This window comes from Leptospira yanagawae serovar Saopaulo str. Sao Paulo = ATCC 700523 (genome assembly GCF_000332475.2).
GTDB classification, from domain to species: domain Bacteria; phylum Spirochaetota; class Leptospiria; order Leptospirales; family Leptospiraceae; genus Leptospira_A; species Leptospira_A yanagawae.
The window spans coordinates 197,975-216,283 of the sequence record NZ_AOGX02000013.1 but is presented as its reverse complement, the minus strand read 5'-3'; the positions used below and the strand labels follow the sequence as shown (position 1 = coordinate 216,283).

At 35.7% G+C, this 18,309-nt stretch carries 11 protein-coding genes; 6 read left to right on the top strand and 5 right to left on the bottom strand.

The features are described from left to right. The 3 genes from LEP1GSC202_RS03400 to LEP1GSC202_RS03390 form a co-directional block, all read right to left on the bottom strand. Positions 1-375: an LIC20211 family lipoprotein gene (locus LEP1GSC202_RS03400; RefSeq protein ID WP_015676226.1), complete on the bottom strand. Its 375-nt coding sequence runs from the start codon at positions 373-375 to the stop codon at positions 1-3. Positions 376-498: 123 nt separating this feature from the next. Next, positions 499-1,236, bottom strand: coding sequence for a LytR/AlgR family response regulator transcription factor (locus LEP1GSC202_RS03395; RefSeq protein ID WP_083929975.1), 738 nt, complete (start codon positions 1,234-1,236; stop codon positions 499-501). A 9-nt stretch (positions 1,237-1,245) separates the two neighbouring features. Continuing rightward, positions 1,246-3,171, bottom strand: coding sequence for a PP2C family protein-serine/threonine phosphatase (locus LEP1GSC202_RS03390; protein WP_015676297.1), 1,926 nt, complete (start codon positions 3,169-3,171; stop codon positions 1,246-1,248). A 90-nt stretch (positions 3,172-3,261) separates the two neighbouring features. Here LEP1GSC202_RS03390 and LEP1GSC202_RS03385 point away from each other — a divergent pair, with 90 nt between their 5' ends. From LEP1GSC202_RS03385 to ahpF, 3 genes are all read left to right on the top strand, one after another. Then, positions 3,262-4,179 carry a hydrogen peroxide-inducible genes activator gene (locus LEP1GSC202_RS03385; RefSeq protein WP_039928060.1) on the top strand — a complete coding sequence of 306 codons (918 nt, stop codon included), beginning with the start codon at positions 3,262-3,264 and terminating at the stop codon, positions 4,177-4,179. Between the two features lie 110 nt (positions 4,180-4,289). After that, on the top strand, positions 4,290-4,853 hold the full coding sequence (ahpC, locus tag LEP1GSC202_RS03380) for an alkyl hydroperoxide reductase subunit C (protein ID WP_012389934.1): 564 nt from the start codon (positions 4,290-4,292) through the stop codon (positions 4,851-4,853). A 44-nt stretch (positions 4,854-4,897) separates the two neighbouring features. Further along, positions 4,898-6,454 carry an alkyl hydroperoxide reductase subunit F gene (ahpF, locus tag LEP1GSC202_RS03375; RefSeq protein WP_015676235.1) on the top strand — a complete coding sequence of 519 codons (1,557 nt, stop codon included), beginning with the start codon at positions 4,898-4,900 and terminating at the stop codon, positions 6,452-6,454. On the opposite strand, the gene LEP1GSC202_RS03370 is transcribed toward ahpF, so the two are convergent. Then, entirely contained in the window at positions 6,440-8,815 is a 2,376-nt protein-coding gene (locus LEP1GSC202_RS03370) for a PAS domain-containing hybrid sensor histidine kinase/response regulator (RefSeq protein WP_015676163.1), read from the bottom strand. The two genes, ahpF and LEP1GSC202_RS03370, sit on opposite strands and share 15 nt — an antisense overlap. 43 nt (positions 8,816-8,858) lie before the next feature. Then, the gene (locus LEP1GSC202_RS03365; protein ID WP_015676160.1) at positions 8,859-9,296 is read right to left on the bottom strand and encodes a hypothetical protein; all 438 of its coding nucleotides are present in this window, start codon (positions 9,294-9,296) and stop codon (positions 8,859-8,861) included. Positions 9,297-9,448: 152 nt separating this feature from the next. Here LEP1GSC202_RS03365 and LEP1GSC202_RS03360 point away from each other — a divergent pair, with 152 nt between their 5' ends. Genes LEP1GSC202_RS03360 through LEP1GSC202_RS03350 form a run of 3 tightly spaced genes read left to right on the top strand, consistent with a single transcriptional unit; the run spans position 9,449 to position 18,304 of the window. Further along, positions 9,449-14,524 (top strand): alpha-2-macroglobulin family protein, encoded by a 5,076-nt coding sequence (locus LEP1GSC202_RS03360; protein ID WP_015676219.1) that lies wholly within the window; start codon positions 9,449-9,451, stop codon positions 14,522-14,524. Then, complete coding sequence (locus tag LEP1GSC202_RS03355) at positions 14,521-16,710, top strand: transglycosylase domain-containing protein (RefSeq protein WP_039928058.1); 2,190 nt, start codon at positions 14,521-14,523, stop codon at positions 16,708-16,710. The genes LEP1GSC202_RS03360 and LEP1GSC202_RS03355 overlap by 4 nt, the downstream gene beginning before the upstream one ends. Continuing rightward, positions 16,667-18,304, top strand: coding sequence for a sulfatase-like hydrolase/transferase (locus LEP1GSC202_RS03350; RefSeq protein ID WP_083929974.1), 1,638 nt, complete (start codon positions 16,667-16,669; stop codon positions 18,302-18,304). The genes LEP1GSC202_RS03355 and LEP1GSC202_RS03350 overlap by 44 nt, the downstream gene beginning before the upstream one ends. The last annotated feature ends 5 nt before the right edge of the window (positions 18,305-18,309 follow it).

Here is an 18,309-nt window from a genome sequence, read left to right as displayed (position 1 = left end):
TTACCTTTTCGTTTTAGTTGGAGTTTGGGAATTCGGGAACTTAACGAGATCCCCTTTAATGTTGAATCGATAACGTGTTACGGGACCAAAAATTGCTTTTTCATTCCAATAACGAATGTTCACAATGGCATCTCCTGATTCCTCTTCCATTACTTTCTCATACAAGTTTGCAACAGGTGGCTCTGTGAGATGGAACCCTAAAATCATGATGTCCAATGCATACCATGTAAAGGTTTTATCTACAGTTTTGACAGTTTCGTAAGGAGTGTTTGGGATCGGTTTGTTACTAGTGGCAATTCCTACGGAAGAAGAGGCGCAATTTGAAACAAACAGCGATAATACGAATGTTAAGAATAAAACGATATTTTTTTTCACGAGAAAACTCCGTCGTCTCTGTTTCCTACTTAGAGCATCACAGTCAATGGAATATTTGGAGATTTTCTCGTTCACTACTCGATTCGGAATGAACGCTACTCATTCGGGAGTGAATACAAAAAATTAAAGTTTTAGAGCTTCTCGGAGGGACTGCGCGTAAGATCTGCCAACCGGTAAAGTGGTTTCGTCCTCGTTTTTGAGTTGGATTGTGTAGGAACCACCTTTGTCATATCGCATACTTGCCACATAACTTAGATTAATGAGAAAACCTTTGTGGATACGAATGAATTGTCCAGATGGTAATTTTTCTTCGATTTCCTTAAGCAATTTAGGCGTTTCATAGTCCTTTTGAGTGGTATGGATCACGCAACTTTTGTTATTTGCTGAAATGAATTGAATTTCTGGGAATGGAATTAGAAACACTGCCGATTCGGATTGGATTTTCAAATGGATTTGGGTATCAGTTGTGTTTGGTTGGCTTTGTTTACTTTCTTGTAGAAAACGAAGTGCTTTTTCCACTGATTTTTTAAATCTTTCAAATGAAAATGGTTTTAATAAATAGTCGGTCGCATCTAAATCAAAGGCTTCAACCGCATGTTCACTGTAAGCTGTTGTGATGATAAAAAATGTAGATTTGGAGTGGTGGACTCTCAGTAAATCCATCCCGTTGATGACGGGTAGGTTGATATCCATAAATACGATATCAAATTTTTTTTCACCTAGTAGGGAATTTGCTTTGTCACCGCTTTCGGCAATGCCTGCAAGTTTGAGTTCAGGGCAATTCATGACATAGTCCATCATTAGCATCCTTGCCGGATACTCATCTTCAATGATCAATACTGAATAGGATGTAGATTCCATTGTTAAAAATTATAAAATATCTACAAAGAAAAACGTAACATCATCCTTTAATTCTGCTTCAGAATACTTAGTGATTTGGACTACAATCTCTTGAGACAAGGTTTTGATGTCTTTGTCTTTACCCTTCTCTAATAAATCAAGAATTTTGCTTTCCCCAAATAATTTATTTTCTGCCCTGGCTTCCGTAACTCCATCAGTGAAAAAGAAATAACGATCTCCCTTCTGGATCTCATGTTTCCATTCACTAAAAGTAAAACTTTCACGCCATCCAATAATAGGACCTCTCATTTTCATAAATTCAAATCGATTTTGAATTTTGTTGAATAAGATTGGATTTGGGTGACCTGCCGTTGAAAATAAAATTGAGTTTTCTTTCGTATCAATTAACGCACAACATGCGGTAATAAAATACTTGCTAACCAATGACGTAAGTGCTTGGTTCATATGTTCTAAAATTAGTTTGGGAGAATGGATTGATTTGGTCGATTCCCGAAACTGGACTTTTACCATTGACGATACAAAGGCAGCAGGAACTCCATGACCAGCAACATCAGCGATGAGTAATATCAAACGATTTTCATCCAATTCAACCCAGTCATATAAATCACCTCCAACTTGTCTCATAGGTAAATAGGTAGTATGGATACGAATTCCTTTTGTATGTGGGTGATTTTTTGGTAATAAATAACTTTGAAGTTGAGAAGCAAAAAATAAATCTTGTTCTAAGTCTTGGTTTTTTGCTCTCAGTTCTATGGTTCTCTCTCTAACGCGTGTTTCAAGGTCTTTGGTAAGGATGGATAATTCACTTTCGTTTTTGGCGTTTCGATAGGAGATGGCAACACCTGAAAGGATCATCAAAACTAAAAAACCGTATTGTGTAAGGTAAATATTTTTTCCAGAAGTCACATCAATGATAATATCAAATGTGGCTCCAAAGCAAATACATAGGAAACCAAAGGATAAAAAATACGCTTCTGTTCGTTTGGCTTTGGCAGCTCGAATCACAGCCCTTAATATAAAAAAAACTACAATTAATAGTGAAAATTCCCAGATTCTTAATAATAAAATTCTAGTAGGAAGTTCGATGTTCCAAGTTTGGAAAAAGGCAATCGATAATAAAAAGAATACCAATAACCTTTCCTTCAAATACAGTTTGTTTTGGAATAGGGAGTAACTGAATAAAAATATGGAAACTGGTAAAATCGTTTGTGCAGTAAAAAAAACTTTAAGCCAAAAGAAAAATGAAAAATCCGTATAAGTATAACTAATGTTTAATAAAGGAAGCCTCCACAGTACAAAAACCAAAGTGGATACCAATAAATAAAAATTAGATTTGGCCTGTCGTTTTAAAACGATGGAAAATATTTGGTAAGCACCAATCCCAAAAAATAACATGATAAAGCAGAAGTCACGTCCGTCTTCCATAAGGATGAATTCATGGAGTTTGTCATAATTGCCAATCACTGGTACTCGGCGAAAAATTCCTCCTTGAAAGGTTTGGTTTCGGAAATGGATTTCGATTGTAAGATGGTTACTTGTGTTTTCTTTTAATACATGATTGGGGATGAAATAAAGGCGTTTGTAATACCAATTGGGTAAATACTTCCCATCATTTGTAATCTTCCCTGTTTGACCAAGTGTGACACCATTGACAACCAAGATATCGTGTTCCTGTACACGGTCTAAATAGATACCAATGGGTTTTTGACTTGGTTTGTAATAAAATTCTAATTCGTAAAACCCATGAACGGGAGGTAGGTATCCTTGGGAAGAAAGACCTTTCCCTACTTGAATGGATTTTGTGACACCATTGGCAGTAAACGTCCAGTTCTCCGAAGTGGGTGTGATGGTTTCCCCGCTGATCCAAATTGGTTCTGCCACGATTGGAAGAGTCGTTGTGAGTAAAATTAGGGAAAAAAATGAGAGAATTCTCATCGCTATCCACTAAACTTAGTGAAGTCAGAAGAGAACGCAAGCCAGTTTTCCGACGGTCACAGTTTTGGTTCAATTTTTTAAGGGAAAATTATGACGATAACGCAGCTTCGATATATAGTCGCATTGGATCAATTTAAGAGTTTTGCAAAAGCCGCCGAACATTGTTTAGTCGCGCAACCTACTTTAAGTTTACAAATTCAAAAAGTGGAGCAAGAGTTAGGTTTTGATTTATTCGATCGTAAAAAAAATCCTATCATTACCACAAAACTGGGTAAAGAAGTTGTAGAACAGGCAAAATCTACATTAAAGGAAGCAGATAAACTATATGAAATTGCTGGCCAATGGAAGGATGAACCTGCTGGCAATATTTCTTTAGGCATTATTCCGACAGTTAGTAATTATTTAATCCCTTCTATTTATAAAAAATTACAAACCGAATTCCCAAAAGTCAATTTTAGAATTTCTGAGTTACCTACTCTTACCATCATTGAAAAACTTGAGTCTGAAGAGATTGATTTAGGAATCCTTGCTACACCACTTAAAATTCCAAATATCGTCGAACATCAATTATACTATGAACCATTCGTAGTGTATTATCCGAAAGATGCCAAAGAAAAATCTACATCAGTATCCATGAAACATATTGAAAAATATCCATTACTTGTCCTCGGTGAAGAACATTGTTTTCGGCACCAGTCATTAAAAATTTGTAACCGAAATGCTTTGGCAAAAATTGAAAGTGGAAGTGTGGAAACATTAAAACGAATGGTAGACATGGGTATCGGAGTGACCTTGTTACCAAAACTGGCGGTAGATAAAATTTCTGACAGGATTGTTCCTTTCCAATCGCCAGAACCGGCTCGGGAAATCAGTTTGGTATATAAAAAGGGATTTTATAAGACAAAAATTCTAAATAAACTCACGAATCTCATTCTCTCGGTGATCCCAAAGGAATACCATAAAAAAGAGAAATTCAAAGTCATTGGAGTCTCCATAGCCCAAGATTGAGCGAGCTACAGAACGTCATAGCTTTTGTAAATCATAGCATTTATAACATTTATTTTACAAATGGATCAAAATGGACTATATTCTTCTTAACAAGAAAAGGAGGATATTCAATGTCCAATATCAACACACAAATTCCAGACTTCACTACAGAAGCTTTCCATAACGGTGCTTTTAAAAAAATCAGCAAAAAAGACGTTCTCGGAAAGTGGTCTGTTTTTGTTTTTTACCCAGCTGACTTTACCTTTGTTTGCCCAACAGAACTTGGGGACGTAGCAGATCATTACGAAGAGTTACAAAAAATGGGAGTGGAAGTGTATTCCGTTTCTACTGATACACATTTTGTTCACAAAGCTTGGCATGAGGCAAGTGACACTATCAAAAAAATCAAATTCCCAATGCTCGGTGATGCTTCAGGCAAAATCACAAGAGGATTCGGTGTGATGATTGAAGACGATGGCCAAGCACTTCGTGGGACCTTTGTTGTTAACCCTGAAGGAGTGATCAAAACTGCTGAGATCCATGATTTAGGAATCGGAAGATCTGCAGAAGAGTTAGTCAGAAAAGTGCAAGCAGCTCAATACGTTGCAAACAACGACGGCGAAGTGTGCCCAGCTAAGTGGAAACCAGGTAATACAACTTTGAAACCTGGTCTTGACTTGGTAGGTAAAATCTAAACAAAATTAGGCGGGCATTGCCCGCCTAAAATCAGGAGGAAGTTATGTTAGATGAATCAACAAAAGAACAAGTAAAACAATATTTCGATCGGATTCAAAAACCAGTCACCATTCGTTTGTATTCAGGTGAACATGAAAAAAGGGATGAACTTGTTAGTTTTTTAAAAGATGTGAAGTCTTTGAGTTCACTTATCACACTTGAAGATTCAAATGATTTGTCAGATGGACTCCGATTTTCGATAGAATCCAATGGAAATCCAACTGGGATTCATTTCTCTGGGATTCCGATGGGACATGAATTCACATCTTTTATATTGGCTATTTTACAATCAGGTGGAAATCCAATCAAATTAGAAGAGGGAATGCTTTCCGCAGTATCAAAGTTAAAAGGTGAATTTCGTTTTGAGACTTTTATCTCCTTGGATTGCCATAATTGTCCAGAGGTCGTACAAACTTTAAATAGTTTTGCTCTCGTGAATCCATCCATTTCTCACAATATGATAGATGGTGCGATGTATCCTGAGTTGGTTAAAGAGAAAAACATTCAAGGTGTTCCAGCTGTTTATTTGAATGGGGAACGTTTTTTAAGTGGAAAAGCAGAAGCTTCCGTTATCTTCGATAAACTATTAGAATTGTATTCACTTCCAGTTATAGAAGAAAATAGTGAAGTGGTAAACCCTAGTGACGTATATGATGTAACTGTTATCGGTGGAGGACCTTCAGGTGTGACAGCCGCTGTTTACTCTGCACGAAAGGGTTTAAAAACGCTAGTAATCGCTGATCGATTGGGTGGGCAAGTGAAAGATACATTAGGAATTGAGAATATCATTTCTGTTCCTTATACAACTGGCCCTGAATTAACTCATGTATTGGCAGACCAACTTGAAAAAAACCAAATCAAAAAGAAAGAAAATGTCCGAGTACAAAAAATTGAACCTGGTCAAACAAAGGTAATCCACTTAAATACAGGTGAAAAAATTCACTCCAAAACAGTCATCTTATCTACTGGTGCAAAATGGCGAGAACTCAATGTTCCTGGGGAGAAAGAATATGTAGGTAAAGGTGTTGCATATTGCCCCCATTGTGATGGTCCTTTTTTTAAAGATAAAGATGTGGCTGTGATTGGTGGTGGTAACTCGGGAGTGGAAGCGGCCCTCGACCTAAGTGGCATCGTGAAATCTGTCACCTTAGTTGAATTTGGTGATAAATTGAACGCTGACAAAGTACTACTCGACAAAGTCGCAAACTCTCCCAATATCAAAACTTTGGTAAAAGCCCAAACAACTGAAATCCAAACGGGTGACGATAAAGTAACAGGGCTTACTTACAAAGACCGTTCCACTGAAACAACAGCAACCATTCCATTGGATGGAGTGTTTGTTCAAATTGGACTTGTACCAAACAGTGGTTTTGTGAAGGATTTAGTCGCAACAAATCGATTTGGTGAAATACTGGTCGATGAAAAATGTAAAACCAATGTCGATGGGATTTTTGCTTGTGGAGATGTGACAAACACACCTTACAAACAAATCATCATTGCCATGGGAGAAGGAGCGAAGGCAGCAATTAGTGCTTTTGAATACCTTTTACATGCGGCTTGAGGAAAGCCATTTTTCTACAGTTTCATAAAGATTGGTGGCGGAAATCGGTTTGGTTAAAAAATCATCCATTCCCGATTCCAAAGCCGAATCTTTCACTGAATAATAAGCACCAGCGGTTAATGCAACGATTGGTGTTTTTTTATTTGGGTTCGGTTCCAGTTTTCTGATTTCGATCGTTGCCGTATAACCATCCATAATCGGCATTTGTAAATCCATAATGATTAAATCAGGTTTTTTTGATTGGAATTGTGCCAATGCTTCCACACCATCAATCGCAAATCGGAGTTTGGTATTTGGATATTTTTTATGTAAGAGTTTTGCCAAAAGTTTTCGATTCAGATCATTATCTTCTACAATCAGAATTTCATGTTGGAATCCTGGGATTTTTACGAAATCGGATTCTATCACATGGGATGGTTGGTCATCAAAAATTGAAGAGATACTTTCACCTGAAGACTTAATATCAAGTTTCAAAATAAAACTAAATCGACTTCCAACCCCTAATTCACTTTCGATATTCAATTTTGAATGCATTTTCAATAATAGTTCGTTTGTGATGGTTAGACCAAGACCAGTTCCCCCATACTTCCTTGTGATGGATGTGTCTGCTTGTGAAAAACTATCAAATAATTTAGAACGAACTTTTGTATCAATTCCAATCCCCGTATCTTCCACTTCAAATGAAATGGTCACCATTTTTTCTTTTTGGTCCAATCGATGAATCGAAATTTTTACAGATCCTTCGTGGGTAAATTTGACGGCGTTTCCAATTAAATTGGAAAGGATTTGCCGGATCCTCAGAGGGTCAAGAGATACAAAGTTCGGTAACTTTGGATCCAAAAAAAGTTCTAAACGAATTCCTTTTGCACTGGCAGAAACTTGAAAAAGATTTAAAGTTGAAACCACTAAATCCTTTAGATTTGTGTTCACATATTCCAATTCAAATTTACCTGAATCAATTTTTGAAAAATCCAAAATTTGATTTACGAGTTCTAACAAACTTTTTCCAGAAAGAGAAATATTCTTAAGATATTCCTTTTGTTCTTCTTGTAAGGGAGAATTTAATAAAAGTTCTGTGAATCCAATGATTCCATTTAATGGAGTCCGGATTTCGTGACTCATGTTTGCTAAAAAATTTCCTTTTGCAATATTTGCTGCTTCAGCAAGTTCTTTTGCATGACGTAAGGTATATTCCATTTTTTTAGTCTCTGTTAAATCTGTATTGGAACCTAACATTCGTATTTTGTTACCTGCATTGTCACTTTGGATGTAACATTTGGATAATACGTGCGCATAATTTCCTTTTCTTTTTTTCATTTGGAATGTGAATTCAAATGTTTCTCTTTGAGAAGCTAGTATATTCTCTAAAAATTCACTTACCCATTCTGCGTCATCCGGATGGATTAAACTTTTCCAATACCCAATGGGAACATTTTCAGGTTTTTCATCATTTCCAAATTCCAACCACCATCGCCTAGAATAGATAACAGTATTGTTGATAAGATCCCAATCAAACCATCCATCTGAACTTGCTTCCAATATCAAAGAATACCTTTCGTTATATTCCTTTAATGCATTTTCAGCTGCTTTTTGTTCGGTGATATCCTTACTTGCGCCCACAATGTATTTAAATTTACCTTCGATTTCGATAGGTGTAAGTTCCGTAATCCAAACTTTGGTTCCAGCTGGCATCGGAAAACTTTCTTCATATGAGATCGTTTTTTTTGCATCGATCGCTTTTTTGAAATTATTGACGACAACAGTTCCAAGTTCTTCTCCCAAAAGTTGTAATGGTGTTTTCCCTTGGACCATCGTTTGGGTGATTCCAGTAGACTTCTCATAGGCTTGGTTGATCCTACGGATCACAAAATCTCCCAAATCCATCACTTCGATTAAAAACATAGAATCTTGTGAGCCATTAAAAATCATATTGTTTTCGATTAACAAGTGTTTGAAATCCAACGATTCGTCCCGGAATAAACTTTGTAAAGGGAGTAAGTCAGAGATATCACTTACAATTCCATCAATCCGATAACTTTGATCCGTCGGATTTTGTACGAGCCTACCTCTACATTCAATGTATTTTATATTTTGATCTTTTGTTTCGATCCTAAATCGAAGCCTAAATTTTTGTGTTTTGGTTAATGAGGTTAACGCATGTTTGAGTAAGTTTCTGTCCTCATTAAAAACAATATTTTGCCAAGATTGTTTGTTTTTTAAAAAAAAAGAACTATCGTATCCGGTCAGAGTTTTGATAGAGGGACTTGTATATAAAATATCTAATTTTGGGTATCCAATGGAGAAAACAACTTCCTCGAAATCAGACAAGATTTGGATTTCAAGGGAATTGGATTGGGTCATAAACCAATTCGACGAAAGAAATCTTGTCAGAACTTGTCTGAAATTATTTAGAATCTTGTTTTCGGATGAGAAAAGGTAGGCCGAGAAACGGAGCAAACTTTGGATAACTCAAACCCAAAAGTTCCTTATCATTTAATACTCGAAATTCATCTACGAAATAGGGCCAAGGAAATGGTGCTTCTTTTGTGTAACGCAAAAACAAAGAAGGTTTTCCGTCCAAACAGGAAATTTCAAAACTGATTTGCATTTTGTATTTTTGAGAAAAAGACAAATCCTTGGGATTTTGAAACAAATTGATCGCTTCCATTTTGCCTTGGAATGATTTCCCCCACCAATGACGAAAGTGAAGGAATTGTAAACCGGTTTTGGCTGACCATTGGAACCATTTTGGTCCTATCCAAGAGATTTGGTAGTCGCCGGTGGGTTCCTCTTTTGGGACATGTAATTCCAAAAATCGTTTTTTATAAGTGAAAAGGGACATTGTCATTCATCCTTTTCTCAAATAGAGAAAGCATAGCGAAAAACAGGATAAGACCAAAAAAAATTGGAAAGAAAATCCAATTCATTCAGGAAAGAGTTGGCAAATCCAAGCCTCAATCGTAGAACAGATGACATTCGGTATTTGGAGTTTGTATGCGTAAGATATTCCTATGGTTTATGATTTTGTTTTTCTTTGTTTCCTGTCAATCCGTCAAAGGAATTTTTAAATCAGTAAAACGCACCCTATTTCCAAGTGATTGCCGAATCGAAGTTAAATTAGATACAACAGGACTTAAGTATCTCGATAATTTATGGGATTATAAAATTTCTGTGTCAGAAGATACAGAGTTTGAAGAACTGGATGCCGCTGTTTCCATCAGTCCTAAACCATCACATGAAGGAACAAGATATTCATCTTTTGTGAGCCGTGAATTTGCTTTGGACAATTGGCATTTTGATGAAAACATCGAATATGAAATTACAATTTCAAAATTTTACGCAACTAACGACTGTTTTCTGGAGAATCCTGTAAGTTTTAAACTTCCAGCAATGGTTCGTAAACCTTCGTTTTATTTATCACACGAAAATATTTTTGAATCCAATCTTAATAAAGTTTTACCAATATCAATTTACAATGTTCCCGAATTTAAAGTAAGATCTGCGGAATTAACAGTTTCTACATTAGTGAATGCAGTTTCTAGAGATGGAAACAAATATTACAAATATACAAACGAACTCCAATGGAAAAATTCCATTTGGAAAGCGGGAGAAAAAGTAAATGCCTATGGTAACCAAGGAATGGACATCGACAAATACTTTGGTTCAAAACCAAATAGCAAAGGATGGCTTGCCCTTGAGTTAGGAACCATCGTAGTTGATGATGATAACAAAGAAGTATTTAAAACAGAAAATCGGTTTTTGCAATCCACCAATTTAGGAATCACTACAAAAGAAGATCCGAATAACCTTCACGTTTGGGTCAATACACTTTCAAAAGCGGAACCCGTTTCCAATACCAATATCAGTTTGTATGTGAAAGGTGGTTTGAAAGGAAGCTGTAAAACAGACCAAGAAGGGTATTGTTCGGTCCCATCCATCGCCAATTCGAAGTTATTGGAATATTCTGTTTTAATTGCCGAAGACCAAACGGGTGACAAAGCGTTTTTACATTTTAATGAAACACATATCTCAGGTTATTCTTCTTATAGTTCAGAGGAGAATATCAAAGGAAAAATTTACTTTGATAGGAAATTGTATCGGCCTGGTGACCGCGTTGAGATCAAAGCTTTTTTAACCGATCGGAAAAATGGATCTTTGGTGCCTTATGCTTCCAAAACAGTAAATGTTCAAATTAGAGATTCTAGAGGAAAAGATGTATCTAATGTTTCGAGTACAACCACATCCCAAGGGGGAGTGAATTCAAGTTTTGTAGTTTCAAATGATGCGTCTCTTGGACATTATTCCGTTTCCATTTTAGTACCTGGCAAATCCTATTCTGTTACCTATGATACATTCCAAGTCGAGGAATTTCGACCAGTTAACTTTATGGTGAATGTAGCTCTTGCAAAAATTGCCACCAAAAATCAAAACATAAAGGGAACGGTAGAAGGTAAGTACATGTTTGGCGCACCAATGGGTGGAGCCAAGGTTAGTTACTCAGTCTTAAAAAGAAAACGTTATCCATACTTTGATCAGTTTCCTAGTTATGATTTTTCTGATACATGGTATGATTATGAAGATGAATATTCCGAAGGTAATTCTGAATATATCTCGGGATCAGAAGGAGTATTAGATAAGTCAGGAATTTACAAACTTGATATCCCGATTGAATCCCTTACTCGCAATTTTTCTACAGACGGCGAAGACATTGAAATTGCGGATCCATACAATCTCATTGTGGAATCTTCTGTTTATGATGTGGATGGAAAATCTGTTACAAAATCGGCAACCATTCCTTACCAACCTTCTGATACCTCTGTTGGACTTAAGTGTAAGGATCGCTACCAATCTCTTGACAAACCTTTTCAATTCACAGCTATCGCCGTTGATACCCAAGGTAAGGCAGTAAATGGTGCCGAACTAAAAGCCTATATCATTTATAACGATTGGACTTCTGTTTTATCACAGGGGATTGGTAAGTTTTTCTTTCGAAGTAACCAACTCACTAAAAAAGTGATGGAAGTAAAAAAATTAATCTCAAAGGCAGATGGTGTTAGTTTTGATTATCGCACGAAAGATCCAGGCAGTTATACGATTTTAGTATTAAACAAAGACAAAGTGTTTTCACGTGTCGATTTTTATGCTTACGAAAAAGAATCTTATTATACTTGGGATTTTCGTGGTGATGATTCTATCGAAATACGTTCTGATAAAAAAGAGTATAAAATTGGTGACAAAGCAAAAATCCTAATCAAGTCCCCATTACAAAATGCACGTGTGATTGTAACTGTTGAAAGAGATTCCGTTTACTTTCAAAAATCCTTTTTAATGAAAGGAAATAGTGCACCAATTGAAATTCCAATCGAAAACGATTACCTGCCGAATGTGGATGTAAATGTTGTATTATTGTCTGGAAGGTTACCCGTACCAGAAGGTTTATCTGCTGATGATATTAGAGAATTCAATGAACAAGATTTAGGTGCTCCAAAGGCAAAAACTGGTTCTGTGACTTTAAAAGTTGAGTTAACCTCAAAAATAGCACCTGTTGTAGTGAATACCGATAAAACGGAATACCAACCGAGAGAACAAGTGAAACTTGCGATTAAAACTGCACCAGGAGCCGAACTCACGGTTTCTGTGGCCGATCGCGGAGTTTTGGATTTGGTTGGTTATTCCTATCAATCACCAATCCAAATTTTTTACCAATATTGGTACAACATCATCAAAACTTTTGAACTAAGAAGTATGATCATCAAACATTATTTATATGAAAATAAGGGAGACAGTCCCGGTGGTGATTATGGTGAAGATTCAGGTGGGGGTTTCGCTGCTGAATCAGAATCAGGTGCAAGAAAAGATTTTAGATTAACGGCTTACTGGAATCCAACTGTAATCGCCGATAGCAGTGGTGAAGCAAACGTAAGTTTCACTTTGCCAGACAACCTAACAACATTTAGAGTGATGGTGGCTTCATCTGCGAATGGAAAGTATGGTGTCTCCAATTCTGAATTTTTGGTAAAAAAGAATTTAGTCTTACAAAAAACCGTTGCTCGGTTCATCCGTGTTGGTGATAACCTTGAACTAGGTGGAAGTATCACCAATAATACCAAAATCAATGGAAAGTTCCGATACAAAATAGAATCTAAGTTTTTACCAGATGAGAAAGGATGGCAATCCATCGAACTCAATGCTGGTCAAACAAAAGAAGTTCTGAGAACATTTCAAATTTCAGAATCCCAATTTATCAAACTCAAACAAAATAAACCCAACGAAGACATCCAACTAAGTTATCAAATATCTGTGGAACCTGAAAATGAATCCAATTTCCCTAATTTGAAAAAGGCAGATTTATCAGATTCACTCATCATTACCCTTCCCATCAAAGAATTTGATCCTGTTACTTCCGTTCAATTTTCAGGTTATACTGATTCTGAGTTTAAAACGACAATCGCATTTCCGAAAAAGGATTCAATATTATTAAACAAAGGATCTTTGGATATACGTATTTCAGGGACAGCATTAACAGCTCTTAAAAATGCATTTGATTTTTATGAATCAAATCCTTATTTTTGTATGGAACAACGAACCTCTGCGTATCTTCTGTCTTTGAGTTCTGGAGAACTTTTAAGGGAATTCCAATACAAAGCTCCTTCCAAAGACTCTTATGATTTTAACCAAATCGAAAAATTGTTTTTGGATGAAATGTCTGAATTCCAAACTTCAGAAGGAAGTTTTCGATTATGGAAAAGTTTTAGTCGATCCGGTTATCCTTATCTGACTGCTTATGTGGCTTCTGTAATGCAAATAGGAAAAGAAAAGGGAAAACGTTCCAATTCAGCGGCATTTCAAACTGCACTAAAGTATTTGGAAACCTATGTGAAATCACCAACAGAAACCTCTGCTGATTCGTACCAAACATTAAGTTTGATTTATTCAGTATTTTCTAAAGAGAACAAAGATGTCTCTTCACTTGAAAAAACTTTGATTGATCATTTTGATGAATTGAATCCAAAATCGCGAGGGATATTTTTGATTGCCTTTGCAGACAAAAACAAAATTGATTCTTACCAATCAAATCCTAGATTTAAAAAATTATACGAAGATTTCATCAGTTATATCCAATACGATAAGGAACTATTTATTGTAAAACCGATGAAAAAAAATCCAAACGAAAACTATTATTATTCGTATTACAATACTTCCTCTGTATTAGGAAATTATTTGCGACTAATGCTTCGTGTGGATAATAAAAATCCAAAAATGGTTCAATTGGTAAAAGCGATCATGATGGACCAAAACAAATCTTATTGGGCAGATAGCCATAGTGTTGGAACCATCGCACTTGCTTTATCGGAATATAGAAATCGTTTTGAAGCCACAACTAGTGATACCGAAGGACAAGTTGTGTTTGGAGAAAAAACGATTATTGATGAATCATTCTCTCCTACATCCGATTCCATTTACAAAGAAGAAATTACATTTGATCGATTATTTGATGGAAAAGATGTTTCAGGTCGTCCGATCTTTTTTAAACGAACCAGTTCTGAAGGTCGTTTGTATTTCCAATCAAGATTGTCATACGTCCCTCTCAAAGATACCACCCAACAAAGGTTTAACGGATTAGAAATCAAAAAGACGATGTATCGAATTGATGGTCGCGATAGCAACGGAAATCCAATTTTGAAAGAAGTGAGTAATTTACAAAGAGGTTCTACTTACCTCATCAAAGTGAAAGTGATGAGCCAAAAAGACCAAGCTTTTGTATTGGTTGTTGATCCATTGCCTAGTAATACAGAAATTGTAAATACTTCATTTTTAACCGAAAAACAATCTGATGCGGAAGACACTGATGTCAGCGAATCTGAATCTTATTATGGCCAATACACGGAATACCGTGATGATCGAGTTATTTTTTCTGATGATTATCTCGGCAAAGGAGAAACGGAATACAAATACATCATTCGTCCTGTTGCAAAAGGAAATGCTGTAATGCCTGCTTCCAAAACTTTTTTGATGTATCATCCTCAGTTTTTTGGGAATACTAGTTCGATGAGAGTGAAAGTGGAGTGAAATGGAATTCTCAACTAACAATAAAAATACTATTCCTAACATCGATTTTAGTGTTGGGGATAGGATTTTTATTCCAACCAATTGACCAGGGGTTATTTAAAAAACAGATCACAACACGGATATTGACCAAAGAAAAAAAAGTAATTGGTCGCTCCTTCAATGATACGCAAACAAAACAAGATTGGGAATCTATTCAAGAATATCCTGATTTTGTTTCGAAGATTGTAATCATTGCGGAGGACAAACGATTTTTATCCCACCATGGAATCGATTTTTTAGCATTATCAAATTCCATGTATTCATATTTGTTTTCAAAACAAAAACGTGGTGGTGGTTCAACCATTACAATGCAATTGGCACGTGTTGTGTTTCCTGAAATAAGAAACTACCCAATTGCAATCAGAAAAGTTTTTGAGTTCATTACGGCCATTCGGTTTGAGATCTGGATGACGAAGGATGAAATATTAGAAGCTTATCTCAATTCTGTTTCTTTACATTCAAATCTTGTTGGATTCCCTTCTGCTTCATTACAATTATTTGGAAAACACATCCGATTTTTATCTATTGAAGAAACCGTTTATTTAACTGTCTTAATCCGAAAGAATTTTTCTTCCGATGCAGAAGTCCAATTTCGATACAATCAATTACGTGAAAAAATTCCTTATCCAATACCATATTTGGAGAATCCAAAGGCTTTGAGTTTAGAATTTCAAAAAGAAAGTCCAGAGGAAAGTAATACAAAATGGAAAGGTGAAAACCAACATTTTCTCAATTGGATTCGCAATTTGAAAGTATTACCGGAAGAAGAATTTGTATCCACTGTATCTTCGGAATTAAATGCAGAAGTCCATTCGATTGTAAATTCAGAATTAGATGGATTGAGGCGTTGGAACGTCAGTAATGCCTCTGCTTTGGTTTTAGAAAGATCTGGAAACCAGAATGATGAATTGTCATTGGTTGCGATGATTGGTTCCAAAAATTTTTTTGAAGAAGGAAATGGAATGGTGAACGGTACACTTGCATTTCGAGATGCTGGTAGTACGCTTAAACCATTGTTATATGCTTACGCGATAGACAAAAAAGTTTATACCGTAAATTCAATTTTCTCTGATGAAAAATATTCATTCCCAATTGGTTTTGGTGGTAACTATTTACCAAGAAATGCGGATCTTCGATATTGGGGAGATATCACTTTGGCGGAAGCCTTGGGAAACTCTAGAAACATTCCAGCTGTGACCACAATCCAAGAGATCGGTGTTCCCAGTTTCTATCAATTTTTACTTTCAGCAGGGTTTCATCATTTAAAAGAATCACCAAGTTTTTATGGGCCAGGCCTTGCTCTTGGTACTGGTGGTGCTAGTTTATTACAACTTTCCAGAATGTATGGTTCTTTTTTGTTAGGTGGAGTACTACCAAAGATACGATTGGGTTATATTAAAGGTTCTCCATATTTTTATGGAGATTCAAAACGATTGTTTTCAGAAGAAACTGCGGAAGAAATCAAATTTATTTTGAGTGATTCCAAACTCAGACAAAGAGCATTTGGAAGACGAAGTTATTTGAACTTTCCATTTCCTGTTTCGATTAAAACAGGAACTTCAAAAGATTTTCGTAATTCATGGACAATTGGATTCAACGAACGTTATGTTGTGGCCGCCTGGGTTGGAAATTTTTCTGGTGAAAAAACGATGGATGTATCCGGTTCGTTTGGAGCAGGAAGGATAGTACAAAATGTTTTTCGATTGTTAATGAACGATAAATCTAAAATGGTTTATACTCCAAAATTTACAGAAGTTCGTAATTTTTGTAAATTTACAGGAAAGTCGGCGACAGATAAATGTCCATCAATTGCGCTTCGAGTACGAAAAGAGATGATCCTACCAGAAGTTTGTAACAAACACCGAATAGGTGAAGATTCTACTGTGATCGGAGTTGGTTTTGTTTATCCTGCAAATGGTCAAGTATATTTATACCATCCAAGTCATGCAAAAGAAAAACAAAATATTCCAATTCGCATCAGAGAGATCCAAAGTTTGAAGGATCCAAAACTTTTTTGGAATCAAAAAGAAGAAATTCGTATTTCTAGTAATGGCGAAGCAAATGTATCCATTCAAAGAGGAAAACAAAAATTAGAACTATTTGATGGAATTCAAAAAAAAGCAAGTGTTCAATTTGAAGTTAAATGATTTAAAAACAAAATTACTTTCTCCCAAATATAGATTACTTCAGTTTGTATTGGTACTTTTTCTCTTCCATTTTCCTGGTGAATGGACTTGGAAATCGTGGAGATTTTATCACTCAAGTTTTATCCAAATCCTGTTTGGTTTCTATTGTTTAACAGAGTATTTATTAATCTCAAAGGAGAGTCGTATCTCCGTTTTTTCTCATTATTTCAGAACGAGTTTGTATTGCCTTTTGGTTGTATGTTTGAATTACCAATGGATTTTCCAAACGGAAATTCGTTTTTCTTTGGTTACCTATGCATTTGTACATAGTAAGGATCTTTTATTTGATATAGTTTCATTTATTGTACTTTGGCAACCTGTTCATAATTTTCCTTTTCTTTATCTTCTGGTAAATCAGGTTTCTAAGATACTAAATAGTCATATTCGATTTGGATTTTCTTTATCAATTTATTTTCTTATCTTATGGACGACTCTATCTCAGATAGAAGAAAAAGGCCATGAGGTTCGGCAAAGGAATAAAAACCAGACAGTCAATCGGACATTGGATCATATTCCTGAAAATACAAATATCGTTATGGTAGTTTTAGAAGGTGTGTCAAGAAAACATATCTTGGAACATAAATCAAGATATATCGATTATTCTAAGTTAGATGGATCTCATTTTTTTATACCGATGCCTCATACTTCTAAAAGTTTGTACACTTGGATGACAGGTGATCCAGGACTTGGTAGCACGAGGATCGAATCCGAAAACATGGATTTAGATTTTAATTTACCAAAGTACCTCAAAAATTCTCAGAATTACAGAACAGAGATGTGGTACACCCAGTCGATTTATTTTGAAGGTATGGACCAATATTTTCCGAAGATTTTTACTTCTGTTTGGGACAAAACAAAATTTGAGAAGGAATACAAAGATCAATTTGCAACGTTTAGCTGGGGGATGGATGATAACGTCATTTTATCGCATTTAAAGTTCTTCCCAAAAGAGGAATCTCCCTTCTTCTTGTTGATCGGGCTTAGCCAAACACATAGTCCTTATTTTGCTACTTCAAAAGAAAATCATTCTCCATCTAAGTTAGTCCGCTATCAAAATGCGCTAAGGGAAAATATTAATCTCATTGATCAAATCATTGGTGTCCTGAGTTCCAAATTGGAAAGGGAAACTTTGCTCATCATCACTTCTGATCATGGTGAAAGTTTTGGTGAAGAAGGAGCACAGATTCATAATTATTCCTTGTACAACCAAGAAATTGATGTTCCTTTTTTGTTTTATTTTCTAAAAACCAATCAGTTGTATGTGCCAAAGTTAGGATCTTCTATTCATTTTAAAGATACGATGTTGGCCTTACTTTCGAATGATAATAATGATACTACAAAAACGAATCAATTTTACTCGAATGAATATAAACTGCAACTTAACTGTAAAACTTGGAATTCGGAAATTCAGAGAGGACTCATCTTCGAGGGGAAAAAATACATTTTTCACAATGACACGGCTATCTTGTATGAAATGGATTTGGATGATTCCAATCGGGTTGTGATTACAAACCAAATAAAGAAAAATTTGGTTCTAAAAAAGATGTATGAATGAACTTA

Excerpts from the sequence above, each read along its gene's own strand:
- LEP1GSC202_RS03350 (WP_083929974.1), top strand. The coding sequence starts at position 16,667 with ATGGAATTCAAAAAAAAGCAAGTGTTCAATTTGAAGTTAAATGATTTA.
- LEP1GSC202_RS03385 (WP_039928060.1), top strand. The coding sequence starts at position 3,262 with ATGACGATAACGCAGCTTCGATATATAGTCGCATTGGATCAATTTAAG.
- ahpC (WP_012389934.1), top strand. The coding sequence starts at position 4,290 with ATGTCCAATATCAACACACAAATTCCAGACTTCACTACAGAAGCTTTC.
- ahpF (WP_015676235.1), top strand. The coding sequence starts at position 4,898 with ATGTTAGATGAATCAACAAAAGAACAAGTAAAACAATATTTCGATCGG.
- LEP1GSC202_RS03360 (WP_015676219.1), top strand. The coding sequence starts at position 9,449 with ATGCGTAAGATATTCCTATGGTTTATGATTTTGTTTTTCTTTGTTTCC.
- LEP1GSC202_RS03390 (WP_015676297.1), bottom strand. The coding sequence starts at position 3,171 with ATGAGAATTCTCTCATTTTTTTCCCTAATTTTACTCACAACGACTCTT.
- LEP1GSC202_RS03395 (WP_083929975.1), bottom strand. The coding sequence starts at position 1,236 with ATGGAATCTACATCCTATTCAGTATTGATCATTGAAGATGAGTATCCG.
- LEP1GSC202_RS03370 (WP_015676163.1), bottom strand. The coding sequence starts at position 8,815 with ATGACCCAATCCAATTCCCTTGAAATCCAAATCTTGTCTGATTTCGAG.
- LEP1GSC202_RS03365 (WP_015676160.1), bottom strand. The coding sequence starts at position 9,296 with ATGTCCCTTTTCACTTATAAAAAACGATTTTTGGAATTACATGTCCCA.